Annotated in this window: 21 protein-coding genes, 1 tRNA gene and 6 pseudogenes; 13 read left to right on the forward strand and 15 right to left on the reverse strand. The window is 68.2% G+C overall.

What is annotated here, in order from left to right; all coding sequences use genetic code 11:
* On the forward strand, nucleotides 1–433 hold a 433-nt coding region (locus ACZ4M5_RS33810; protein ID WP_467742783.1), incomplete at its 5' end, for an IS5 family transposase.
* 80 nt (nucleotides 434–513) lie between these two features.
* A complete protein-coding gene (locus ACZ4M5_RS33815; RefSeq protein WP_467742785.1) occupies nucleotides 514–873 on the forward strand; it encodes a hypothetical protein in 360 nt (119 codons plus the stop codon).
* Between the two features lie 4 nt (nucleotides 874–877).
* On the opposite strand, the pseudogene ACZ4M5_RS33820 reads toward ACZ4M5_RS33815, so the two are convergent.
* Nucleotides 878–1581: pseudogene (locus ACZ4M5_RS33820) on the reverse strand (IS5 family transposase); the annotation flags it as partial.
* 1230 nt (nucleotides 1582–2811) lie between these two features.
* On the opposite strand from ACZ4M5_RS33820, the gene ACZ4M5_RS33825 reads away from it, so the two are divergent.
* Nucleotides 2812–3231, forward strand: a complete 420-nt coding sequence (locus ACZ4M5_RS33825; RefSeq protein WP_467742787.1) for a hypothetical protein — start codon at nucleotides 2812–2814, stop codon at nucleotides 3229–3231.
* A 370-nt stretch (nucleotides 3232–3601) separates the two neighbouring features.
* Here the strand turns inward: ACZ4M5_RS33825 and ACZ4M5_RS33830 are convergent, their stop codons facing one another.
* Nucleotides 3602–3814: a hypothetical protein gene (locus ACZ4M5_RS33830; RefSeq protein WP_467742789.1), complete on the reverse strand. Its 213-nt coding sequence runs from the start codon at nucleotides 3812–3814 to the stop codon at nucleotides 3602–3604.
* Between the two features lie 249 nt (nucleotides 3815–4063).
* On the opposite strand from ACZ4M5_RS33830, the gene ACZ4M5_RS33835 reads away from it, so the two are divergent.
* Together ACZ4M5_RS33835 and ACZ4M5_RS33840 are read left to right on the forward strand one after the other, a co-directional pair.
* Nucleotides 4064–4372 (forward strand): DUF6300 family protein, encoded by a 309-nt coding sequence (locus ACZ4M5_RS33835; RefSeq protein ID WP_467742791.1) that lies wholly within the window; start codon nucleotides 4064–4066, stop codon nucleotides 4370–4372.
* An 83-nt stretch (nucleotides 4373–4455) separates the two neighbouring features.
* Nucleotides 4456–4819 (forward strand): annotated as a pseudogene (locus ACZ4M5_RS33840) (nucleic acid-binding protein).
* Nucleotides 4820–5049: 230 nt separating this feature from the next.
* Here ACZ4M5_RS33840 and ACZ4M5_RS33845 read toward each other — a convergent pair.
* From ACZ4M5_RS33845 to ACZ4M5_RS33870, 6 genes and pseudogenes are all read right to left on the reverse strand, one after another.
* Nucleotides 5050–5139 (reverse strand): annotated as a pseudogene (locus tag ACZ4M5_RS33845) (GNAT family N-acetyltransferase); the annotation flags it as partial.
* 139 nt (nucleotides 5140–5278) lie between these two features.
* Nucleotides 5279–5722, reverse strand: a complete 444-nt coding sequence (locus ACZ4M5_RS33850) for an ankyrin repeat domain-containing protein (protein ID WP_467742793.1) — start codon at nucleotides 5720–5722, stop codon at nucleotides 5279–5281.
* Nucleotides 5723–5761: 39 nt separating this feature from the next.
* Nucleotides 5762–6283, reverse strand: coding sequence for an IS5 family transposase (locus tag ACZ4M5_RS33855; protein ID WP_467742871.1), 522 nt, complete (start codon nucleotides 6281–6283; stop codon nucleotides 5762–5764).
* Entirely contained in the window at nucleotides 6211–6549 is a 339-nt protein-coding gene (locus ACZ4M5_RS33860; RefSeq protein WP_467742873.1) for an integrase core domain-containing protein, read from the reverse strand. The genes ACZ4M5_RS33855 and ACZ4M5_RS33860 overlap by 73 nt, the downstream gene beginning before the upstream one ends.
* A 194-nt stretch (nucleotides 6550–6743) precedes the next feature.
* Nucleotides 6744–6992: pseudogene (locus ACZ4M5_RS33865) on the reverse strand (IS3 family transposase); the annotation flags it as partial.
* A 131-nt stretch (nucleotides 6993–7123) separates the two neighbouring features.
* Nucleotides 7124–7930 (reverse strand): hypothetical protein, encoded by an 807-nt coding sequence (locus ACZ4M5_RS33870; RefSeq protein ID WP_467742795.1) that lies wholly within the window; start codon nucleotides 7928–7930, stop codon nucleotides 7124–7126.
* Nucleotides 7931–8929: 999 nt separating this feature from the next.
* Here ACZ4M5_RS33870 and ACZ4M5_RS33875 point away from each other — a divergent pair.
* Nucleotides 8930–9685: a hypothetical protein gene (locus tag ACZ4M5_RS33875; protein ID WP_467742797.1), complete on the forward strand. Its 756-nt coding sequence runs from the start codon at nucleotides 8930–8932 to the stop codon at nucleotides 9683–9685.
* Between the two features lie 255 nt (nucleotides 9686–9940).
* On the opposite strand, the gene ACZ4M5_RS33880 is transcribed toward ACZ4M5_RS33875, so the two are convergent.
* Together ACZ4M5_RS33880 and ACZ4M5_RS33885 are read right to left on the reverse strand one after the other, a co-directional pair.
* Nucleotides 9941–10654, reverse strand: a complete 714-nt coding sequence (locus ACZ4M5_RS33880; protein WP_467742799.1) for a hypothetical protein — start codon at nucleotides 10652–10654, stop codon at nucleotides 9941–9943.
* 405 nt (nucleotides 10655–11059) lie between these two features.
* A tRNA-Trp gene (locus ACZ4M5_RS33885) sits at nucleotides 11060–11133 on the reverse strand.
* A gap of 849 nt (nucleotides 11134–11982) precedes the next feature.
* On the opposite strand from ACZ4M5_RS33885, the gene ACZ4M5_RS33890 reads away from it, so the two are divergent.
* From ACZ4M5_RS33890 to ACZ4M5_RS33900, 3 genes are all read left to right on the forward strand, one after another.
* A complete protein-coding gene (locus tag ACZ4M5_RS33890; protein WP_467742801.1) occupies nucleotides 11983–12162 on the forward strand; it encodes a hypothetical protein in 180 nt (59 codons plus the stop codon).
* 367 nt (nucleotides 12163–12529) lie between these two features.
* Entirely contained in the window at nucleotides 12530–13378 is an 849-nt protein-coding gene (locus ACZ4M5_RS33895) for an SDR family NAD(P)-dependent oxidoreductase (protein WP_467742803.1), read from the forward strand.
* A gap of 313 nt (nucleotides 13379–13691) precedes the next feature.
* Nucleotides 13692–14579 (forward strand): hypothetical protein, encoded by an 888-nt coding sequence (locus tag ACZ4M5_RS33900; RefSeq protein WP_467742805.1) that lies wholly within the window; start codon nucleotides 13692–13694, stop codon nucleotides 14577–14579.
* Between the two features lie 508 nt (nucleotides 14580–15087).
* Here ACZ4M5_RS33900 and ACZ4M5_RS33905 read toward each other — a convergent pair.
* Complete coding sequence (locus ACZ4M5_RS33905; RefSeq protein WP_467742807.1) at nucleotides 15088–15630, reverse strand: hypothetical protein; 543 nt, start codon at nucleotides 15628–15630, stop codon at nucleotides 15088–15090.
* Nucleotides 15631–16573: 943 nt separating this feature from the next.
* Between ACZ4M5_RS33905 and ACZ4M5_RS33910 the strand changes: the two genes are divergently transcribed.
* Both ACZ4M5_RS33910 and mscL read left to right on the forward strand, forming a co-directional pair.
* Nucleotides 16574–17089: a hypothetical protein gene (locus ACZ4M5_RS33910; protein WP_467742809.1), complete on the forward strand. Its 516-nt coding sequence runs from the start codon at nucleotides 16574–16576 to the stop codon at nucleotides 17087–17089.
* 194 nt (nucleotides 17090–17283) lie between these two features.
* Entirely contained in the window at nucleotides 17284–17727 is a 444-nt protein-coding gene (mscL, locus tag ACZ4M5_RS33915) for a large conductance mechanosensitive channel protein MscL (RefSeq protein ID WP_467742811.1), read from the forward strand.
* Between the two features lie 92 nt (nucleotides 17728–17819).
* Here the strand turns inward: mscL and ACZ4M5_RS33920 are convergent.
* A pseudogene (locus ACZ4M5_RS33920) lies at nucleotides 17820–18017 on the reverse strand (hypothetical protein); the annotation flags it as partial.
* Nucleotides 18018–18128: 111 nt separating this feature from the next.
* Here ACZ4M5_RS33920 and ACZ4M5_RS33925 point away from each other — a divergent pair.
* On the forward strand, nucleotides 18129–18746 hold the full coding sequence (locus ACZ4M5_RS33925) for a hypothetical protein (RefSeq protein ID WP_467742813.1): 618 nt from the start codon (nucleotides 18129–18131) through the stop codon (nucleotides 18744–18746).
* Nucleotides 18747–18978: 232 nt separating this feature from the next.
* On the opposite strand, the gene ACZ4M5_RS33930 is transcribed toward ACZ4M5_RS33925, so the two are convergent.
* A protein-coding gene (locus ACZ4M5_RS33930; RefSeq protein ID WP_467742815.1) for an IS5 family transposase occupies nucleotides 18979–19796 on the reverse strand; the annotation gives its coding sequence in 2 pieces (ribosomal slippage) (nucleotides 18979–19454 and nucleotides 19454–19796; 819 coding nt in all).
* Nucleotides 19797–19826: 30 nt separating this feature from the next.
* On the opposite strand from ACZ4M5_RS33930, the pseudogene ACZ4M5_RS33935 reads away from it, so the two are divergent.
* Nucleotides 19827–20135: pseudogene (locus tag ACZ4M5_RS33935) on the forward strand (DIP1984 family protein); the annotation flags it as partial.
* 324 nt (nucleotides 20136–20459) lie between these two features.
* Here ACZ4M5_RS33935 and ACZ4M5_RS33940 read toward each other — a convergent pair.
* The gene (locus ACZ4M5_RS33940) at nucleotides 20460–21617 is read right to left on the reverse strand and encodes a helix-turn-helix transcriptional regulator (protein ID WP_467742817.1); all 1158 of its coding nucleotides are present in this window, start codon (nucleotides 21615–21617) and stop codon (nucleotides 20460–20462) included.
* 122 nt (nucleotides 21618–21739) lie between these two features.
* On the reverse strand, nucleotides 21740–22267 hold the full coding sequence (locus tag ACZ4M5_RS33945; RefSeq protein WP_467742819.1) for a hypothetical protein: 528 nt from the start codon (nucleotides 22265–22267) through the stop codon (nucleotides 21740–21742).
* Nucleotides 22268–22756 lie beyond the last annotated feature (489 nt).

A 22756-nucleotide genomic window follows, 5' to 3' on the forward strand; every position in this document is an offset into this window, starting at 1 on the left:
CCACCTGGCCTGCGACGGCCGGGGCCGGCCGCTCTCCTTCACCCTGACCGGCGGGAACGTCAACGACTGCACCCAGTTCGAAGCGGTCATGGACCGGATCAAGGTCGCCCGGCCGGGGCGGGGCAGGCCACGGACCCGGCCCGACCGAGTGGTCGCCGACAAGGGCTACTCCGCGCGGAAGATCCGCGCCTACCTGCGACGACGGGGAATCGCCTGCACGATCCCGGAGCGGATCGACCAGATCAACGGCCGCATCCGGCGCGGCGAAGCCCGATGCCGGCTCGACAAAGTCGCCTACCGACGCCGCAACGTCGTCGAACGCTGCTTCAGCCGCCTCAAACAGAACTGGGCCCTGGCCACGCGCTACGACAAACGAGCCGCCCACTTCGAAGCCATGGTCACCCTCGCCTGCCTCCGACTCTGGCTCCCCTGACTTTCCGGACACGACCTAGGGCCTGTTGCGGAAGTGGACTGCTGGGCAGTTGAGTCCTGTGGGTCGGTACAGTCGCGTGCATGCTGAAGCCAGTGCTGCGTGTAGTTGAAGCGGGCGGTCGTACCGTGGACGATCCGACCGAGGAGGCTCTGCACGACCTGTTGTCTGAGATGAACCTGTCGCACCGGTTTGTGATCCTGGAAAGACTCGATCTGGAGCCTGTGGATCAGCACTACATTCAGGTGTACCTGAACGACGACCTCAGCTACCAGGTCGAGTACCGCGAAGGCAGTGCAGACAAGCACTACCAGGCCCACGTTCCAAGGCTCCATGAAGTGTTCGGCCCGGAAGAGGCGACCGCCAAGGTGATGATGGACTGGGCTCACGATCGACAGGGATGGCGGGAGGCGTTGCCGTGGACCCCCATGCCTTGTCAGTGAAGGATTACAGCCACTCGTTGATCGCCGCGACCAGGACTGTCGCCTCGTAGCGGACGGCGAGCTTTTCGTAGCGCGTGGCGACCGCGCGGTTCCTCTTGAGGCGGTTTATCCCGCACTCGACCGCATGTCGCTCACGGTAGTCGGCCGGGTCGAAGCGCGGCGGCCGGCCGCCACGGGAACCGAGCCTTCGGCGATTGCGCGCCTGGTCGGCCTTGTCAGGGATGGTGCAGCGAATCCCGCGGCGACGCAGGTAGGCGCGGTTCCTGCAGGAGGTGTACGCCTTGTCCGCGCGGACCAGGTCGGGGCGGACGCGTGGCCGGCCCGGCCCGATGCGGGGCACGCGCACCTTCTCCAGTACGGGTTCGAACTGCGGCGAGTCGCCGCGCTGCCCGGCCGTGATGACGATCGACAGGGGCTTCTGGCCTGCTCGACGGCCAGGTGCAGCTTGGTGGTGAACCCGCCGCGCGAGCGCCCAAGCCCGTGATCACCAGGTTCGCTGGAGACACCGCCCGGCGGTTCCTTCTGCAGATCACCCTGCTTGCGGGCCGCGGCCGCATGCTGACGGGCACGGCAGACCGTGGAGTCGACGCTCAGGTCCCACGTGATTGCACCTTCCGCGTCGGCCAGGGACTGCAGCCGGGTGAGTATCCGGTGCCAGGTGCCGTTCCGCTGCCATCGGCGGAACAGGTCGCAGATCCGGCCCCACGGTGCTGACCGTTCTCGGCTCTGAGCCGTTTGATCTCTTGTCTCGCGAGGAGTAGGTCAGTGTGCTCGCTGGCGGTGGAGACTTTCCGTCCGCTCTGCTGGTCCTGGTGGCCATGCGCGGCTTGGCGAGCTCGTGCCTGGTCGACGCGTTCGCGCAGGCCGGGGGCATAGACGAGGCAGCTGGAGACGCTGGCCTCGCGAAAACGTCCTCGCCGGGGTAGTACGTCTCGCCGAGCGGCGGCTCGGTCCACGCGTACACAGTGCCGAGCGCGGCGTGGGTGAGCAGCGGCGGCGGCAGGAGGCCGGCCGCGGCCTCGCGTGCGGCCGGGTCGCGGTAGTGCCCGAGGTGCGCGGCCAGGGCGTGGGCGAGCCAGGCGTCGACGTCGGCCTGGACGTACCCGCCCGCACGGCGGGTGAGTTCGTCCCGGGCGGCTTCGTCACCCTCGCGGGGTTCGGTCTGCTCCAGCGTGCCGAGCTCGCGCAGCGCCTGGAGCTCATCGGCGCGGGCCGCGATCCGTGCGGCCTCGCGGAGCTCGGCTTCCCGGGCGGCGGCCGCGGTGTCGGCGGCGAGCTTGGCCTGGACGACGTCGTCGGCGTCGGCGTCGGGGTCGTAGACGGTGCCCGGCGCCGCGTCGGCGAGCAGCTGCGCGATGCGTTCCCACTCCGCGAGTTCCGCAGGGCCGCGGACGTCGTCCGCCAGGTCCTCGTGTCTGGAGTCCTGCCGGGCGTCGAACCGGGCGTCCTCGAGGACCGCCGCGACGGCGCAGGCGTCCATCCCCTTCGCCCGGCGCCGGACGACGCGGCGGCCGATGCGGGCGGGGTCGACCGGCGCTCGGGGCGCGGCAACGCGCGGGGCGAGCGAGCGGCGCGCAGCGCGCCGGGGCGGCCAGTGCGTGGTCACCATCGGCCTCGTATTCGTGGTGCGGATTCGGAGCGGGCCGCCGCTAGAGCGCTGTACGACGGCCCGCCTGATTGAGCCGAAGCAGGGTAGTGGTCACCATCGGCACCAGCTGGCCTGCGGCTTCGAGCGCGCAAAGCACAGTGGCAGTCACGAGGTCGGCGCGCTACCTGTCACTAACAGCACGCGAGGCACGGTAGGTGTCACCGGCTCCGGCGCTGGATCGGGCCACCGGAGCTGTAGACCGGCCTCGGCAACTAGAGATCTTCAAGGGTGGGGACGTTTGGGACTGGCGGTGGCCCTTCGCCGGCGAAGGGTTCGCGGAGAATAGGTACATGCATGAGCAGTCAGAAGTCTTCACCGGTCGCGTGATGGACCACCCGGCGTGGTGCTCTTCCGCGCACTGCACCGCGCCAGCCCGTTACGCCGTTGATGAGTGGGCGTACGAGGAGTTCGTGGAGTCGGATGCGTATCGCGGCAGTGGGTACGAGCATGCTTCCGAGCCGTGGGAGATCCCTCCCTATGCCGGCTTCCATCCGCTCCTCGAGCAGTTCGTGCACGAGGCCACACTGACTGCTCAGCTCACCCAGTTCGCGGCGACGCCCTGGCTCAACGATGCCTACGTCAGCGTGTATGCAGGCGAGGAGCGGCTCTTGTTCATCAGCGAAGTATGGGTGCAGAGAATCTTGGGAGGGGTCATGTCACGACTGCAGGGCCCCGAAGGGAACAGTGCCATCAACAACAAGAGCGTCTAGCTCGGCGTGCTCCGGTCCGACGACCCTGGTGATAACACGCCTGCCTTGGTGACAGCTATCGTGCCTCGGCTCACGGATTGTTTTATAGCAGGCCCTGAATTCGGCCGTGTCAGAACTGAAAATCTATGGCCTGGACGTGCGTGAAATCCGCGCGCAGGCCATCGTCCCGGGTGCCCCATTCCGTGAAATACGACTCGGTGATGGCCTCCGCGACGATCGGATGCAGGTCCTCCTCCCGTCGCTCCGGCCTCCTGGAGATCCAGGATCTGCTTCGCGTAGGTGAGCGAGATCGGGGTGGTGATGGTGCGGATGCGGCCGTCGTCCGAGCTGCCCGTGCAGGTGAATCCGAAGTAGGCCGTAACCCCCACCATCATGCCGCTGGAGGTCGCCGCTCGCTCCCGCGGCTGTGCCCTGACCTGCGGTTGTCACTGGGATCGGTCTCCTCCACCAGGGCGGCCCGCAGCTTCTTCTGAGGCCTCGTCTGCTGTCCGGCGCGGTAGCGCTGCACCGTGCGGGGCGAGACGCCCAGTTGTTCGGCCAGGGCCTTCGTGGACTTCTTGGCGCGCGTGTAGAGGAATTCCATCTGGGTTTTCGCGGATTTCGGCGCGGGACGGGTGAACACCTTGCGCTCCGCCCGCTTGAGGGCGTCCAGGACCCTGTTGCGGCGCGGGCCGGCGGCTGCGTGTCGTCGTCGTCGATCATTCCTCCAGCAGACACCCGTTCCCCTATGGACAGATTCCGCGGCCGGGCACCCCACCGTTGCGTGTGGGGTTGACGGCGTAGATCAGCGGGTCTTGGGTGGAGGGCCACGTCCGAAGCAAGGGGGTTAGCCATGGCGTTGCTGCAGTTCTCCGACCGGCTGCCGCAGTGTTCACGCTGCCGGGGCGACCTCATCACGAGCGGGGTGGCGCCGCAGGACGACGAACACGGGCGGCCGATCCACCTAGAGCTGTGCCCGGTGTGCGACACCGGTGACGTGGACCGCCCGGCGGCCGGCCTTCTCGTGCAGTGGTTCGCCAACGACGGCGGTCATGACGAGAGCCGCGTCAAGGAGGGCTCGCACCTGCTGATGGAATGGACGAAGGAGTGCATGGCCACCCACGGCTGGCACTGGCAGGACACCCCGCCCGACCAGCCCTGAGCCGTCATCAGCAGCTGCCGGGCGCGTAGTGCCGCCGCGTCGTACGGACTGGACGGCTACCGGGTCGAACTACTGTTGGGGCCGTGGCGGCAACGTACGACTACCCAGGCGACCTCATCGCAGAGCAGAAGGAACTCACCCAGGTGCGGGCCGACCTCACCGCCCTGTACAAGCGGCTGCCCTACACCGTCGAACCGATGGAGGCCTAGCAGCGCCCCGAGGGCTACTGGCTCGCCACCTCGCGCGCCTACCCGGACTCGCCGGGCTGGACGGAGCAGGAGCAGCAGGAAGTCGCCGCGCCCGCGCGAGCGGGAACGCGTCCTCACCGCCGCGATTCTCACGCACGCGTTCTGGGACGAGGTTGCCGGACCCGAGCGGCCCGACGCCCGCTCCCAGCTCAGGCACGCCCTCGAACGTGAGGACGGCGAGGGCCAGGAGGCGGCGTAGCCGTGGCGGACACGCCACCCGAGTCCGGGCCGCCGTCCATCATCGTGATCCTCCCCGACGGCCAGGAGGTCAACGGCCGCCTCCAGGAGCGCCAGCAGGTCCCGGGCGTCTGGCTGTACAAGGTGGTTGTCCCGGCCTGGCAGAACACGCCTACGGGGGCTGTGGAGCCCGCCTGGTATGCGGCCGCGCCGACGCTCGACGTCGGCGGCTGCACGGACCAGCTGCCGGCCGATGCCCTGCCCGCGGGAGGCGGGCGCCACAGCCATGAAGGCCAAGTGCGCGCAGACCGCGTTGACCCGGGCGAACATCTTGCGCTGCATGCCAACCTTTTGGGCACAGGTTTTGATGCGCTCGGAAACCGTCCCGGCGACGACCTGCCCTCGTTCAAATGCGGGGCTGGAACGGACATGAGGGTGAGCCTAGGGCCTGTTGGGAAAGTGAGTAGTGAGACTTTCCTGGCTACGGAGCTGGGTGAGCTCTCGTTGCTGGGTGCGCTCCTGCTGCCCTGAGGATCTCGGCAGTGTCGGGGTGGGGGCCATTGTCCGCCCAGTCCAGCGGGGACCAGCCTGTGCCGTGGTCTTCGCGGAGGGTGGGATCGGCGCCATGCGCCAACAGTTCCCGGACCGTTGCGGTGTGTCCCCAGCAAGCAGCTGCGCACAGCGGTGTGCCCTCCGAGCCGGGGCCGCTGCTTTCAGTGTCAGGGGAAGCGCCGGCCTCGATGAGCAAGCGGGCCACCTCGACCTCTCCCTGCACCGATGCGAGGTACAGAGGAGTGGTGCCGTCAGTGTTCCTTCTCTCCGGACTTGCTCCACTGCGCAGCAGGGTTTTCGCGCTCCTGGCGTCACCTGACAGGATTGCCTCGAAAAGGCGGTGGGAGAGCTTCTTCTGCTGCCGCTGCTTCATAGCCGCTGAGGCTAGCGATCAGGGGTACGCCAGAACCACTCATATCCATTCGTTGATCATTGCGACCAGCACAGTGGCCTCGTAGCGGACGGCGAGCTTGTCGTATCGCGTGGCCACGGCCCGATGGCGCTTGAGGCGATTGATGCCGCACTCGACGGCATGCCGCTCGCGGTAGTCGCTCTTGTCGAACTTCGGAGGCCGGCCGCCCCGGGAGCCTAGCTTGTGGCGGTTGCGGACCCGGTCCGCCGGGACCGGGATGGTCGCCTTGATCCCGCATCTGCGCAGGTAGGCCCGGTTGCGGCGGGAGTCGTACGCCTTGTCGGCCCGTACGCGGTCCGGTCGCCTGCGAGGCCGTCCAGGGCCGAGTCGGGGCACCCGGATCGCGTCCAGGACCGGTTCGAACTGTGGCGAGTCACCCCGCTGACCGGCTGTGATCACGACGGACAGCGGCTTCTGCCCCTGCTCGGCGGCAAGATGAATCTTGGTGGTCAGCCCGCCCCGGGAGCGTCCGAGACCGTGGTAGGCCGGCTCGACGGCGACGCCGCCGGGCGGCTCTCGTATGCGGCGGGGCTGCGGTAGCTGAGCCTGCTGTGCAGTCGGTGCAAGTGGTACCAGCCCTCGATGCAGTTGAAGATCGCGGTGCGGGCAGCGGCGCGGCTGGGCCAGGAGCTCGTGTCTGGCGATTCCCGTTTGATGGTGGCAAAGAACGTCTCGGCGAGCGCGTTGTCCCAGCACTGCCCGGCGCGGCCGACGGACAGGCGGACGGGCGAACTCCGCTGCCAGCGTGGCGAATTGCTGACTGGTGTACTGACAGCCGCGATCCGAATGAAAGATCACCGGCTGCGCGGATAGAGCCAGCCCTCGTCGGTGGCAACGTAGGTGATGTCACCGCACCAGCGGGTGTCGAGGCCATGCGGGTCGGGAGCGAAGTTGCGGACGACGAGGTCGGGCCGCGCGGCGGCCGCTCGCCCGCGGGTCGGGGATGGTCGTCGGCCGCCGTCGCCTGTGGTGGCGGCCTTGCAGCCAGCCCGGCGTCGCGCGTCAGTCTGGCGATGCCGCGCCGTCCGCAAACCTCGCCCTGTCGTTGCAGGGCAGCATGGACCCGCTGGACCCCGTAGGTTCCACGGGACCGCTCATGGACTCCCGTGATCTTCTCGGCCGGCCCGGTGTCCCGGACCGCCCGCGGCCCCGGCTTGGCGGTGCGGCGGGCGTAGAAGGCGGTTCGGGAGACCTGCAGCAGTTCACACGCACGCTTGACGCTGTGACCGATGCTTTTCCGCCTCGATGAACGGGTGCACCGTCACCGGGTCTCCTTCGCTAAGAAATCTGTCGCCCGCTTGAGAACCTCGATGTCCTCGCGCCAGGGTCTCCGCACGACGGCATTCTGAAACGATCAGTAAGTCAGAACGGCGGGTCTTCGGAGTAGCCGCCTGTTCCGTCGGCCGCCCACCAGGAATCACGCTCCGCCTTGAAACGGGCGTAACGCTCGCAGGCCGCGATGTCGTCCGCGTTCTGCAGGTCACTGGTGTCCTGGCCCCATGCCTTCATCGCGTCCAGAATGCGGTCTCGGTTGCGGCGGTCGGTGCTGGTGGCCAGCAGCCGGCGGGCATGGCCAATCAGCTCAGCCCGGTGTGCGGTGAGCACGGGGTGCTCTGCGAGGGGGATCGCAGCGACGAGAGCCGTTTCACGTACCTTTGCGTTGTCGTGGCCGAGAAGAGGATGGACAGCGGAGAAAATCGCCGGGCGCAGGTCCCGGAACGCGCGCATCTCCCCGGCCTCGTCGAGGAACTCCTTGCCGAAGTGGCGTTCGCCGACGGCGACGCACTCGTCGTCGGCGTCGTAGGCGGTGGCGCTGAGCCAATCAAGCAGCCTCATGAGGGTGGCACGGCGCGGTGGCACGTCGGCATCGAAGTCGCCCGCACGGGTTGCAGGGTGGTGGAGAATGGCCGCGACGTAGAGCGCCACGGGCACGGTGGCTTCGTAGACGGTGTTCTGGTGGGTCACTTCCCTGAACGCGTCATCGGTGGCGGCCGACCTGACGACCGGGTCGGGGCTGAGCATGCGTGCAAGCGCTGCGGGCAAGGCTTGGCCGGTCCCCGGCCCGGACGGCGTTTCGAGCGATGCCCAATCCGTACCGTCCAGGAGCGCTTGGTAGACCGGAAGCTCGTGGGGGTGATGCTTCCCTGTCCGGCTGCGGCTGTTGTTCACAGGCCGAGGCTATAGCGCCTGTGCGCTCGAAGCTCCTGCCCGTGCTTTCTCGCCGACGTACCGAGCGCTGGACGAAGCGTCGTACTCCAGCTCCGGGCTCGGCGCTCAAAACCGTCCGGGCCCTCTGCTCCGAACTGGACGCTCTGACCGGGCATGTCCACTCCTTCGCAGCCATGGCCGGTGAGCGCCACGCCGGGCGATGCCGTTTTGGAATAATGTCGGCACACAAGTGCAGGAAGCCGGCGCATCGGCTTGCCGCCAACGCGCAATCCCAGCAGAAGAACTGAACTTGTGGAGGACTTCCCGGGCCTACCCGGCCCGCCGACGAGCTGCGCGTCCGCTTCCAGGGACACAGCCGGTGCCGTCCCCGTACATCGCCCCGGGCGAGGGGCGTCAGTACTGCACGCGGTGGCGTGGCCATGCCGATGAGTACCAGGCCGACCTCACGCTGCACCAGTGGCAACACGAGCCCCCTTAGCCAGTGCGTGGCGGCTGTCCGGCAGAGCCGTCGGATGACGCCGGTGCCGACTCCCAGGCGGCCGCCACGACGTTTTGGAGTGATCACAGACGAAGAGGCTGACGATGGTGGTGCCGTGGATGCCGACCGGCTGACGGGTCGCCCGCCGGCGGGCCGGTGGGGCCGGTCTCAGGGGCCTGGTGGAGCCATTGGTGTGGGCGCGGCCGGTGCACCGGTCGGAACAAGGACAGGATCCGACCTATTTGCCACGTACTTACGTCTGCGTCCAACGCGGCGCTCACGGGCACCCCGGCCGAGGCGACCAGCCTGCCCGACGCTGTCGAGGCGGTGGGCGGCGACTGGGGAGGTCGCCCCCGAGTTACCAGGAGGCCCTGACGTCGTGTGCATACGGCCGGAAGATCACCGATCGGGAGGCCGCTCGTGGGTCCACGCCCCATGGCACGCGCGATGGACGCGCTCCAGCTGATGAGGCTGTGGGTCCCCGCCTTTGGCGGTCACTCTCGGCACGCTTGAATGTGAGGGTGACGAAGTGGGGGCGCCCGTACGCACTTCGGACCGCCGAGCTCCTGCCCGTACTTCTGGACCAGGTAGAGGCAGGGGCCGGCGGCGAGAGCGTGTGGCGCGAGCTGGGGACCATGTTGTGCGTCGAGGGAGAGACACTCGTCCCAGGGAGTCTCGCCGCGCTGCCACGTCTGGTCGCGCTCGCCCGGAGCGAAACGCAGGCGCTGGAGATGGCCGGGGCGATTGTGCGGAGCGCGATGACGGACAACCGGGGCGATCGCATGTTTGTGGAGAGCCCCGACGCCATCGCGGAGCTCCGGGAACTGGTGGACCAGCGTCTCCGAACGCGTCCGGCCGATTACGTCCGGGGCTTTCGCACTCTCCTCGCGATAGAGGGGCAGTTCCACTGGAGTGCCGCCCTCGGTGACTTCAGCGACGACTTCTACGAAGTTGCCTGTCCGCACTGCTCCCTGGATGTGACCATCGCCATCGGCGGATACGGGTGTTACTCGGCCTGCCGGGACCGGGACGCGGGTGATGTCGACCAGCGCGACTTGCGGCCGGCGTCCGTCGCGGAGCTCGACGGCATGGGGCGGTGGATGTACAACCTCGCAGTCCGTGACGGTCAGGACCGACTGGCCGAGGGCATCACGTATCTCATGGGCCGCGCGGAATGTCCTCATTGCGCCAGCGTGTTCCGCATAGCGGACGAGTACGCAGCCGCCAACCTTCCTGCCGTGCATTCTATTCGACTTTCCCATTCCAGCATCGGTTAAAAACGGCTTCTTGGGAAAGTGTGCGTAGTTTGCGGTTGCTGTGCTGGGCGTCCTGACGCGATGGTGTTGAACCCAGCCATGGGCGCCAGGTGGTGCACGGCGATCGGGGCGCCGAGGGCCTGGTCGACCGTGACGCGGAATTGAGGCCATGGCGCGTCCGCATGGAAAGCGGCTTCTGCAGGTACCTGTTCTCGTCGCGAATAACTGGCCCGCAACACCATGCTGGCGGCCGATCGCCTCTAGGGGCGTCCCGGGTCAGCCTTTGAGTGCTTCCTCGAAGCGGGGCGCATGTTTGCTGTGCTCATGGTGTTCGCTGATCTCACGGAGGAAGGCCTTCGCGGCGCCTTCGTTGAGCTTCTTGATGTCTTCCGCATGTTCCCGCAACGCTTTACCCACGTCTTGCAGGCTCAGCTGAACCACATCGTCCTTCGTGCCGGCATCCCACTCATGGAGAGTGACGCGGGTTACTTCCCCTTTCAGGCCCATGAGGTGTTGCGTACCTGAGAGCATGACGTAATAGTCCCGCTTCAGGACGCCGTGCTGCACGAAGGTTGCCACTGCGCTTGCAGGGGAGAGGATCATGGTGGCCCCCTGCATCACCTTGTTGAAGATCTTGAGCCGAGTGCTTCCCTTCGGGTTGGGAACTGTGAGCTCGGGGTTGATCGTTGTTCGTCCCCAGCCCAAGTCGACCGCGTTGAGAGAGCTCGCATGTTTGCTCTCCGCGCTACGGGCTTTGAGGTAGCTTCCATACGAGAGGAAGACCGACTCTCCCTGGTACATGTTGACCAAGGTGTAGCTGGGGTCGTAGTCCGTCAGGTAACGCACGAAGCCGTCGAGGGGTTCCGTGCTGTGCAGGATGATGTGGTTGCTCGCGCCTGCCCCCTCCTCCTTGCCGTCGAGCCTGTGCAGGACGAGCTGTTCGTCCTTATCGACATTGACCACCTGTGCGCTGGGGACTGAAGACGCCATGAGAACGCACCCCTTTCAACCCATATGCTGGGCCGTCAATTAGCCAGTCTGGTCAGACACTTCGTGCAACACAACTGGGCGACCGTGCAATCTTCTACGAGTACGCATTGTTGCGTAGACAGGCCATAAAAGGCTCATCTCACCGGCCACAGCCATCACTCGATCCCCGCGAGAAGACACCATACGGGCTGATCTCCGGTCGCTGCGCTCAATGGCATGATCTTGCAGCTAACCCAGGGAATTGATCTCGCCGACCCGTGATCGTGCATGTGGTGGGGAGTGAAATCGGCCGGACGATGCCGAGCGGGATGCCCCGGGCGCCCCTGGGCTCGGACGGTTCCCGGAGGGCTATGCAGCGCGTCGCCCGGCCCTCACATCCAGCGGGGGGTGGGCCCCGCCGTCGAGCAGGGGTGACAGGAGTCGAACCTGCGACATCCGGTTTTGGAGACCGGCGCTCTGGCCAGCTGAGCTACACCCCTTCGGTGGTGCACCGAGCCTCCCACGGCGGGAAAGAGCGGCGCCACCCGATATTCGGCGTGGCGACCAGCTCTCGACCCGACGCAAGCATCGTCCCGCAGCCGTCTGCCTCCCCGCAGGTCTTGGAGAAGCCGGTGCGCCGGGCGAGCTTGTCCAGGGTGATCTGTCGAGCGGACCTCTAGTGGCGCAGGTGCTCCAGCAGGGCCCGGTGGCTGGGACTGAGGTTGTCGGCGATCGGCTCCGCACGGGGGCCGCGCCGGCCCGCACCAGGGGTAGCGGGTGCCAAAGGAGAACACTGCGTCCGGCCTCGTCGGCGGCGGGCGGATCGCCCTGAGGAGTGTCGGTCATCACTGCGGTTCTTTTACGGTCACCACGGCCGACACTCGACGTGATCAAGGAGTTACGGAACAAGGACGTACGATGAGCACACCTATGTACACCAGAAGACCAGCTTCCACCCCGTCACAGGCAAAACCACGCCGGTATCAGTCGCTTCCGCTCACCCATGCATGCAGCGCACAGCCGCTGTCCAGGGACAGGCACCATATAGGAGACGCCAGGGCGTCACACCTTCCAGTCTGGGAACGTTCCCGAGCCCGCTGACCTCCACTGCTGCCCAAACTGCTGGGATCGGTCCGAACGCCCCCAGCGGCAGGCGCGGCTCGATCAACTCCCACTCGGCATCGGTCAGATCACCGCGAGTCACGAGACCGATCCACCCCAGCCAGCACCCTCCTGGAGCGGGGATGTGCGGGGACCCGGGCGAGCGGCCACGACGCGGGCGCACTCGTACGAGCAAGGCAAGCCCCAGGCAGCGGGCGGGAGGCCGGACCTACTGGAGCATGCCCCAGATGAGTTCGGTGTCGGCGTCGGTCACACCGGTCGTGGTGGCGCCGCACGACGTGCCGGGCAAGCGCAGCGAGCCGTTACGTCCCGCATCCGACGGCGTTGAAGTCTGCGGGCACCCGGACATCACCGAACTCGTCGTCTGTCTCGTCGCCGCCGGGGACCCCGGGGCTGTCGTCGACTGATGCCGCAAATGCCCCGGAACCAATCCACGCAACCGCAGCCACCAGCAAGTCGCCGGGTCCTTGAGAAGAAGCCTGTCGCAAGCCCACTTGTGACCCGACTCCCCGGCTCGCCGCGAGGGCGAAGACGTCAGTCAGGTGACCACCGTCCTGCGGTTCCGGGGTCCCGCCCGGGACATCCGTCCACGGCCTGAGCCCGGTCGGCCCCAGGGCGCAGACCCCTGCCCGCCGTCGAACGCCCCCTGCGTGCACCGGAGCGCCCCCGCATGAGGAGATGACCGGCGGCGCTCCTGCGCCAACCATGGGAGCGGGCCGGGCCGGGACCGGCGCCGCGGAGGCAAGGGCCGTCGAGAGCGTGCGGGAGGCAGCGATGGGGCGACGTTGGCTGGTGACGGGGTGCTCCTCAGGACTGGGCCGGGCGCTGGCCGAGGCGGCGGCGCGGGAGGGGCACGAAGTGGCGGTCACCGCACGAGACACCGCCGCCCTGGACGACCTGGCCGCCGCCTGGCCCGGACGGATCGTCCCCCTGCCACTGGAACTGCGCGACGCCGCCCAGTGCGAGAAGGCCGTCCGCACCGCCGCCGACCGTCTGGGCGGGGTCGACGTCCTCGTGAACAACGCGGGCGCCGGCCTGTTCGGCGCGGTCGAGGAAGTCTCCGACGCCGAGCTGCGCGACCAGCTGGAGACCCTGGTCGTGGGCCCCTGGCGGCTGGTCCGCCTGGTCCTGCCGCTCATGCGCGCCCAGGGAGGCGGGCACATCGTCAATGTCTCCTCCCTGGCGGGCCGGATGGCGTTCCCCGGACTGGGCGCGTACGTCACCGGGAAGTACGCCCTGGAAGGTATGAGCCAGGCGCTGGCCGCGGAGGTGGGCGGCCAGGGCGTGCGCGTCACCGTGGTGGAGCCCGGTGGTTTCGCCACCCGTTACGGGACGTCGCTCGCCGAGTCGGGCCGCCGACTGCCCGAGTACGCCGCGGTCACCGCCGAAACCCTGAACGCGGTACGCGGCATGGCGGGCGACCCCGCCACCGGACGGCCCCAGGACTTCGCCGCCCGCATCCTCGCCATCGTCGCCGCCGACATGCCCACCCCGTTGCGCGTCCCGGTGGGCGATGACGCCTACACCTACCTGGAGACCGCCGAGCAAGCCGCCCGCGAGGAACTCGCCGCCGCCCGCGCCCTGGTCGGGGAAGTGTCACCGCTGCCGTCCGCCACGCCGTAGGAGCCGCGCCGCGCACCCTTCCCGCGCCGGTCGGCGCTGATCGTGTCAGCCGACGGCGGAGGCGCGGCGGGTGCCGTCACGGTCGGTCCAGGGGAAGCCGTAGCTGCGCATGGTGGTCATGCGGGGCGGGTCAGGGTAAGGGCGAACAGTATGGCCATTTCCCTGGCCAGGAGATGCCATTGAAGGTCCAGCTCGCGGAAGCCGGCGGCAGCCAGGTTCGGGGCCCTGCGGACCTGCCATTCAGGTCCCAACAGCCGATGTTGCCGAACACATCAGGGCGACGCGCTCGGTCCGTCTGCTTGTTGGGGTTACCTTGTCCGCTGTCGGCCTGGCGGCCGTCTCCGGTTGCGGCAGCCAGAAGGCGACTGTCAGCGGTGACACGGATGTACTCACAGACCGTGCCCGGCAGGTCGCCAAGGCCTGGGACGGCTCGGCCGCGGCTGCCGCGTGGCGGACCGGCTACTACCCCATGGGGGAAGCGGTCCAGCTGCCGCAGGGCGGCCCGCGCAGCCAGGCTGACAAGCAGGCCTACGAGAACCGGAACTTCGATCTGAGAGGCGAATTGCCCGGCACCGGACCGAAGGATGGCAAGGTGACTAGGGCGGGCGACGGCGAGATCACCCGGCCGCTGGTGAGTGTGGACGAGTCGTACAGGACCTTGGTCAGCACCCACGTCGGCGGAGAACCGCACCTCACGGTGACCGGAGCGGAGCTGGGCGAGATGACGATCGCCACCAGCCGTGGACCAGCGACGGTCCCGGCCTGGCTCTTCACCCTGGACGGCTATGCCACTCCTCTCAAGCAGGCCGCGGCCGTCCCGTCGAAACGTCCTCCGTCGCCGATCAAGGCGGCCCGCGATATTCCCGGCTATCCGCTCAACCGGCTCATCAGGATCACCGACGGCGGGCGCGCGGTGACTGTGGTTGCCCTCCATGGCGTCTGCGACGACGGAGCCGAGGTGGACGTGCTGGAGACACGCGGCAGCGTCGTACTGTCGGCCACTGTCAAGGGGCACGAGGACGGCAGCACCTGCACCAAGCAGGCGAGGATGCAGCAGGTGACGGTGAAGCTGGAACGTTCCGTGGGCGACCGCGTCTTGCTCGACGCACGCACCGGCCAACCCGTTCCCTACAAGGGTTGCGTGGGATCTCGCCAGCACCGATGGGGATTTGAGTCCGTCGCTTCCGCGATCAGCGGTTGACCTGGGCCATCAGCTCGCGGTTGGCCGCCCGTGCCGCAGCGAGGTCCTCGTCCCGATCGTGAAGTTCTGCGCGGAGGTCGAGGATCTGTTGTTCCAGCTCGGTGATCCGGCGGGTGAGCGTTTCGACGTCTGCCGGGGCGCCGAGGCCGGAGGCTTCCCGGGCTGCTTGCCCCAGGGCCTCGGACAGGCGTCGTTCGAGCCGGGCGATGTGTGCGGACAGGCGGCCGTTACGGGCCGTGGGGTTCGCGACGTCGGCCAGCGGCGACTGGCGGCTGACCTGCGTGCCCGCCGTTGCGCCGGGCGGGTGCTCAACCGCGCGGGCAAGAACGGCCGCGTGCAGGTCGTTGTGACGGTGGATCAGGCTGCGGTGAACGCCGGCCGCGCGGGCGACCGCGGAGACGCTGATCTCCTCGGTTGGTGGCGAGCTTGTCCAATGCTCTCAGGACGCGGGACCTGCGGCGTTCGGAGTCCGCGGCCCGTGCCGTGGCCAGGTGGTCCGGTGATGTCGTCATGCGTCGCGCTCCAGTCGCAGGTTCGGCTCAGGTGCCCGGATGCCGGGCATGCCGAGGGAGACCGTGCGGGTCTTGCGCAGGGTCCGGGTGGCCTCCTTGATCTGCTCGCGTTCGTCGCCGGTGAGTCCTTCGAGGTCGGTTTCGACGCGGCGGATCAGGGTGCGGATGCGCTTGATCTCTTCTTCGGACCGGGTCGATTCGGTGCAGGCCCAGTCGTCCAACCCCGTGGCGGCGGCGAGAGTCTCGCGGTCTCTCAGTAGCGTGTCGAGGTAGGCCCCCAGCTCCGGCGAGTACGACGGGTCGGTGCGGAAGTGATCGCAGCCGACGCAGCGGAACCGGAACGGGCAGCCGTGGCCGCCGGCCTTGACGTTGGTTGGCTCGACGCACATGCCGTAGGGGACGGAGACCTGGCCGATCCGCAGGCGGGCGTGATCGTGCTCCAGGAACTGGCGAGCTTGGGTCCAGGTCCGGTTGCCGTGCCGGTCGAACTGGTGCGGGACGAGCTTGTCGACCGCGGCCCGGGTCCGCTTCTCAGTCACCCGATAGTGGGTTTGTGTAGTTTCCAATGATCTGTGCACCATGAGCTCGCGGAGCACATCCGGCCGGGTGCCGGCGTCCGCGTACCGCTGGGCATGGGAGTGCCGGTAGGAGTAGGGGGCGCGACGTCGAGCTTGGGGAATTCGGTGCCGTCTGCCAGCAGCAGAGGCGGCACCGCGTTGACCCAGCGGCGGTGGACGTTGCCGATGTCGCTGATTCGGTAGGGCTGGGTGCCGCCGGAGTTCTGTCGGGGCCGGGGAAGAGGATGAGCTCGGTCAGCTCGGTGTCGGGGTGAGCGGGCGCGGATGGCCTTCTTCTGCTCGACGATGATCTGGGCGGTGGAGTCCGGGATCGGCAGGCGGCAGCCGGTGCGGTTGTTCTTGAAGTCGGTGTAGACGAGACAACCACGGCACGGGGCCCGGCTGGGGGCCGCCGCTGGTGGGCAGATCGCGTATTGTGCCGTGCCGCGGCCGGTGGTCAACAGCCGGCACCACGTGGGAGTTCTGCCTCGACAGGCGAACTGCTTCCAAGACCTTGCCGTCGCCGCGCAGCTAGTGCTGTGACCGCATAGGTTCACCGGGTTGCTCGTTGCCTGGTTGGAAGCGATGTCGCTTCCAACCAGCAGGGGGAAGCGGGATGGCGCAACCGGTCAGGGTCCGGAGGCTGAACCATTCCGGTCACAGCACTAGTGACCTGAGTCAGACATTCTCGTCACATCGGCGGCCATGAGCCGGGTGCTGGGCGGCCGCCAGGTCCGGCCGGGCCTGCTGGAGTCCGGCCGCCGGCACGGCAGGGGGCACGCGAGAATCACCCGAGAATCTTTGACTCACGTCACCAGTAGTGCTTCGTCAGGTTGCGGGCTGTCTGCGGACTCTTCGAGTGCTGGGTAGCGGCACTTCTGGCTCTGCACGGGTATCCGTCGGCTGTTCGGGCACCCGAGACGTCATGCACGGACACCATGCGCGTCCCACCAGCAGCACTCTCATCGACCAGGCCTCCACCGCCGAGACATCGACGCCCGGTCACAACGGCGCCAAGCACTCACGCCGAGGTCGGCGCACCGGCCGCCTGCGCCGCCGCGTCCTCGCCTACCGGGCAATCGATTTCCTGTCCACGCACATCCCGGACGACCCCGGACCGGGCGACGAATGCCTGCTCCTTGTGCACATCCGCCAGGTCGTCGGCCAGGTCCGCTACCAGATCTGCACTGACTGCGCCCAGGGCGTCATCACCACCGTCACCATCGACGAGCGCTTCCACAGCACCGGTCTGGGCACCCGTGCGCTGTCACACCTACGGTCCCGCCACCCGGGACTGACCTGGCGCAGCACGCTGCGCAAGCGCACCACCCGTGATCTCCTGCGCCGGATGCGCATTCCCGCAACCACTTCTGCCACGCCCTGTCCCCACGCTCACCAGACACTCGCTGCCCCGGCCCGCCCGATACTCGCCAACGGCTGACCCCAGCGCTCACCGGTCACAGCGCACGGTGGGAAAGGCCCCCTCAGGCCGCGATGGGTGCTTGACGTACATCACCGCGCCGCACGGCCGACTGGCATGGAGGACGGGTGGCAGGGCATCCGAGGCGAAGGGGAGGGGCTGACCGTGCTTTCGGTGCCGCCCGTCGACGTCAAGAGCCTCCGAGGGGTGAGAAGGTGAAGGGCTTCCGCAGCTTCATCCTGCGCGGCAACGTGGTCGACCTGGCCGTCGGCATCGTCATCGGGGCAGCGTTCACCGCCGTGGTAAACGGCTTCGTCAGCGCCTTCCTGACCCCACTCGTCGGCTTGGCCACCGGCGCCACCGGCGACATGAGCCACAAAACCTTCACCCTGGGCGCCACCAAGTTCCCCTACGGCGCCTTCATCAACGCGGCGATCAGCTTCCTCCTCCTCGCCGGCGCCCTCTACTTCCTGGTCGTGCTCCCCATCAACAAGCTCCACGAACGCCTCGCCCCGCACCACGACGTCCAGGCCCCCAAACGGGACTGCCCCGAATGCCTCAGCCCCGTACCCGCCCAGGCCCGACGCTGCGCCTCCTGCACCGTCTCCCTGCCCGCCGTACCCGCTCAGGCCGGAGAGACAACCCAGCGCGCCGGATGACCCCACCTCCATGGCCCGGTCTGCGTTGCCGGGCCCGTCGCGGGCCCGTGATGACCGTAGTTGGCGACGACTGATGCCGAACCGCTCCCCAGGTCCAGGCGCTCGGCAGCACCGCACGCCCGCAGTGCGTCGACGGTGCCCTGTTCGAGGATGCCGACGCGCTGGCGCTGCTCGACGTAGGTGCGGTCCCGGTGCTACAAGACCACGCAGTCGATGCCCGTGTCGGCCGGTCGGTGGAGGGCGTGACCGGTTTTGAGCGTGCGTACCCCGATATCGTCCGCGCGTCCCATGTACCGTCAAGCCACCCGCCGATCCTCGCCGTCACCCCGGCAGGCACGCGTGCGTGCCACCGGTTCGGAATCGGCCCTTCTCGATGTCGCCGTCGGAACAGGAGCACGTCCATGCGTCTCTACGCCCAAAGCCCAGCGCGTCGGGGTCGTCAGCTGATCGCGGATCTGATCGCTCTGCTCCTGATCGCGAGCACAGTGAAGTTCGCCCTGGTCGTCCGTGACGCGATCCTGACGTTAGCCGAGCCCGGGTGGAAAGCCGAGAGCGCGGGCGACAATCTTGCCTCCAGTCTCGACGATGCGGGCAACGCGGCCTCGAAGGTCCCGTTCGTCGGTGACTCATTGAAGAAGCCACTCAAGTCCGCGGCCGAGGCCGGCACGAGTCTCTCCGATGCCGGACAGTCGTTGCAGGACACCGTGGCCCATGTCGCCACGCTCACGACGATCGTCCTGATCGTCCTTCCGACCGCCGTGATCCTGGTGTTGTGGCTCGTTCCACGGCTGCGGTGGATCCGGCGGAGCGATACCACTCGTCGCCTCCTCGATGCCCCCGGTGGCGCCGACCTCCTCGCGCTGCGTGCGCTCACCGGGCCGCAGCGGCCGCTGGTCGCGCTTGCCACGCCGCCGGGCGGCTTGGCCGACGCCTGGCGGCGCGGGGACCCTGACGTCATTGCCGACCTGTCGACGCTGGCGCTGCGACGCGCGGGTCTTCGGCCTGACCGGGGGCGGTGAGCAAGCGGCGGAGCCGGTCGCACCTGTGCACCCGGCCCCTGCAACATCATCCAGGACGCCGTCGGGACTCGGTCGGCGTCACCGGCCAGAACGTCTCCGGCGCGGCGACCGGTTTCATCCGCGAACCCTCAGACACGCTGGTCGCCATGAGGGGCGGGGGCGCCAGCCGGTCTTACCTGACCGACGCCCAGAACTTCGCCCCGTCCCTCCTCACGGAGCCTGAGACCGTGTCCTACGTGGTGAGGCGGACGAATCGTTTGTAGCAGCACAGGGCGGCTGCCAGTCCGAGAAAGGCCAGGTAGTTGCGGGGATCCCGCTCGTAGCGGGGGCTGAGCCTGCGGTAGCCGGACAGCCAGGACATCGTCCGCTCGATCGCCCAGCGGCGGCGGCCCAATCGTTCGCTTGACTCGATCCCTTTGCGAGCGATCCGCACGCCGATGTGTTTGCCGCGTAACCATTTCCGCAGGTCGCCGCAGTCGTAGGCCTTGTCCGCGTGGAGGCGCTGGGGCTTGAAGTAGCGGCCGCGGTGGGGGTCGTGTCTCGTTTGGTGACCCTCGATCATGGGCTTGAGCCCTTCGCTGTCGCGGGTGTTGCCGGCGGAGACGCCGACGAGGAGGGGCAGTCCGTTCGCGTCCGACAGGACGTGCATCCTGGTACCCGGCTTGCCCCGGTCCACGGGGCTCGGACCTATGAGTTCGCCCCCTTGTCAGCCCGGACGTGGGCGGTGTCCAGGACCACGCGGGTGACGTCGACGAGGTCGGCGTCGTCGAGCCGGTGCAGCACGGCTTCATGGAGGCGGCCCCAGACGCCGGCTCTCGACGAGATCAGGAACCGACGGTGAGCGGTCGACTTCGATATACCGAAGCAAGGCGGCAGTTGACGCCAGGCACAGCCGCTGACCAGCACGTAGACGCTGGCGGCGAACAGCGTTTCATCAGGCGTGTTCTGCGTTCCGCCGCCCTGCGTCCGCACCTTCGACGGAGGGATTGGCGGCTTGGCAATCTCCCACAGACCGTCCGGAACAATCCAACTGTACGTACCCCGCCCCATACCGAGGTCAACGACCGCCTCACCACGTAGGAGGATTTGATCCGGCGGATCAACCGGACCAACGCCACCGTGGAGATGGGCGCGGACGGCACGCTGACCGATGCCCTCGCACGCCGGGACGTTCTGCGGTTGCGCCACTCGATCGTCACGGCGGCGGCGGACGCGGCAGCAAGCAAAGGCGAACGCGGCTACGGAAGGAAGCTTCGCTCGGAACTCCTGATGCTCTCCGCGCTTCCGGTCGCGGAACTGCGCGCCCAAGCGGATGTACTCGCCCGGGAACTCCGGGAGATCGATGTGCGGATCCAGCGTACGAACTGGGAAGTCGATCTGCTGGACTGAGTGGTTCGGCGCATCGCGGCGATGTGGAGCAGGTAGCTGCTTCGGAGGCGTGCACAGACCGAGGGCCGGCGGTTTCCCGGCCCACTCCTGGCGCGTGAAGAGCAACGCGGGGGTTCGACTCCCCACGGACAGTGCAGCTCAGCACCGCGTACAGGTGAAGGTGCACATCGCACAGTTCATCACCACGTGCAGATCCGAGGCGGCGAGGGCGGGTTCGGGGCTCTCCGCATCGCGTCATCATCAGGTGTGCGACAGCAGCGCCCCGCGTTCATGGCGGGACCGGCGATGGCCGGGTGGGAAGTCCATGGAAGCGGTGGGGCGGGTTCACGGCACCGGGTTCGAGGACCTCGGGGCCTTGAACCCGGTGCTCGGTGGCGTCGATGCGGCCGCCGTCAAGTCCGGCAGGTAGTGACGGGCGAACAGCGTGGCGACCAGATCTCGGCGGCTGCGGACCCCGGTCTTGTCGAACACCGCCTTCAGGTGATCCTGAACCGTATGCGGTGACAAACCTGTGTCACGGCTGATCTCTGCTGTGGACTTCCCCCGCAGCACCCGGACCGTGATGTCCCTCTCACGCGGGGTCAGCCCGTAAGCGGCGACGATCAGGGACATGTGCTCGGCGGGGCCGGCCCGTTCGACGACGACGGCGGTGCGGGCCGACGTTGCCGAGGGTGCGTCCAAGCGCCAGGCGTGCAACCGTATGCGGCCGTGCCTGGGGCTGTGCATCCATGAACTGTGGGACGTCGCCGGCCTGGGGGACTGCACCGCTGCCGCCACCGCGTACACGGCGGGAGGCAGCCCTCGCTCGCCGGGTGACACACCCGCGGCCTGCGCCAGGTCGTCGAACCACATGGCCACCGTGGGTGTCGCGTGAACCACCTGGTGAGCACCGTTCAGCAGCACCAGTCCGGGCGCCGGCGCCGTGATGCCCTCCTCGGCGAGCCGCGTCAGGTGCAGCCGCCGCAGGGCATTGCCCAGCGGCCGGACCAACGACGCCGCCATGGCCAGGTCCGGCGAACCGAACGGGGGCGCGTCGTCCGCGCGGCCCATGATCAGTGCGCCCCACGCTCCCTGTCGGTCCCGCAACAGCACACGTAACTCGTCGCGGAACCCCAGAGGACGCATGATGTCGCGGTACCGAGGGCTGAGATCGAGCTTCCCGCCGGTCTCCCGGCTGAGCAGGCCCACGGGCGTCGGTCTGTCCGCCAGATCCGACAGATCGTTGGCATCGCCTTCGCGATACTCGATGTCGAGCATGCGCGGCAGCATGGCGGACGGCAGGCCGTCTCGGTAGTCACCGCCGGTGTTCATCAACGTCTGCGGGTCCACGGTCACACAGGCACACACATCGAACCGCAGCGCGGGCCGCACGACCCGCTTCACCGCCTCGAAGAACTCCTCGACACTCCGGGCGGCCTGCGCAGCCCGCGCCGCAGCGTCCCCGATCTCACCGACTCGCCTCGTTGCCCCGTAGCGCCTCATGGTCCGAGGCTAAGCGCGTGCAGTGATTCCCGTGCACGGCTTGCGCAGGTGGCTGTGCCTCCGCTTGCCGTGCCCGCTCCCCGGGTCGAGCCCGGGGAGCGGGACCGATGTCCGACCGGCGGTCAGCGGTTGTTGTGCAGGACGAGGTTGAGCTTCGCCCAGTCCTTTCCGCCGTTCTCGCCGTTGCGGAGCGTGATCTCACCGACCGCCGACGTCTGCCCCGCCGGGACGTAACGGTTGAAGTGGTACTCGGCGTCGAGATCGGTGTTGGTGTCGTTCGTGCCTTCGTAGAACCGCAGAGTCACATAGATCATGACTCCGCCGCCGGCGTCGGTCTCCGCGGACACGTGCTTCTCCACACGGATCTCGCCTCCGCATGTGGTCTCCCACCACAGCGACGGCGAGCGGACCTCGTTCACCCAGCCCTCGGAGGCGACGTTGCCGTTGCAGTAGGTACCGGCCGAGAAGATTCCCTCGTCGTCGCGGATCGTGTAGGTGCCGGTCAGGGCGATGTTCCGCCACACGGAGGCCGTGGCTGAGTGGCCCGCGGCGGACGGCGCCGCGACACCGGCCGGAGCCCCCGCCACCGTCAGACCGGCGGCGGCTGTGACCGCGGCCAGTATCCCGATGCTCCTTCTTCGAATGGACATGCGTTCCCCCTCGTTGTCGTCACGGACGCGCCGGAGACGACTCGCGCCGCCGTCGGCGAGGTACACAGTGCCGCGCCCGGCCGGCGCATCCCATCCCAGAAAGGTGGGGGTGTCCCGACGCCTGGCCGGAAGCCTCACCGCGGTTCAGCCGGGGCGACTCTCAGCCACTGATCCTCGTCGTGAAGACTTGTGGGTTGAGAGTGACTTGTGTGGTGAGCGAGGTGCAGCGCGGGCACCTTGGTGGCGCCGCCGAAGGCGATTCCCCCGCGGCGTCAGGTGCAACGGTGAAGACTCAGGCGGGAGCCGAGGGGCTGGCCGACTGCCGTCGTGTCGGCGAGGCACGAGCCCTCTGTACGCATGGTGGAGAGCGGGCGACAGCGCGGACGCCGGAGTGGCGATCGGCCTGATCCGTATGGCCGCTGCGATGTGGCGACCGACCACACGCATGGACGGACATCCCTGCGGCGGACGGCCCTGCTCGCGGGGCAT

The organism is Streptomyces sp. NPDC026246, assembly GCF_055567995.1.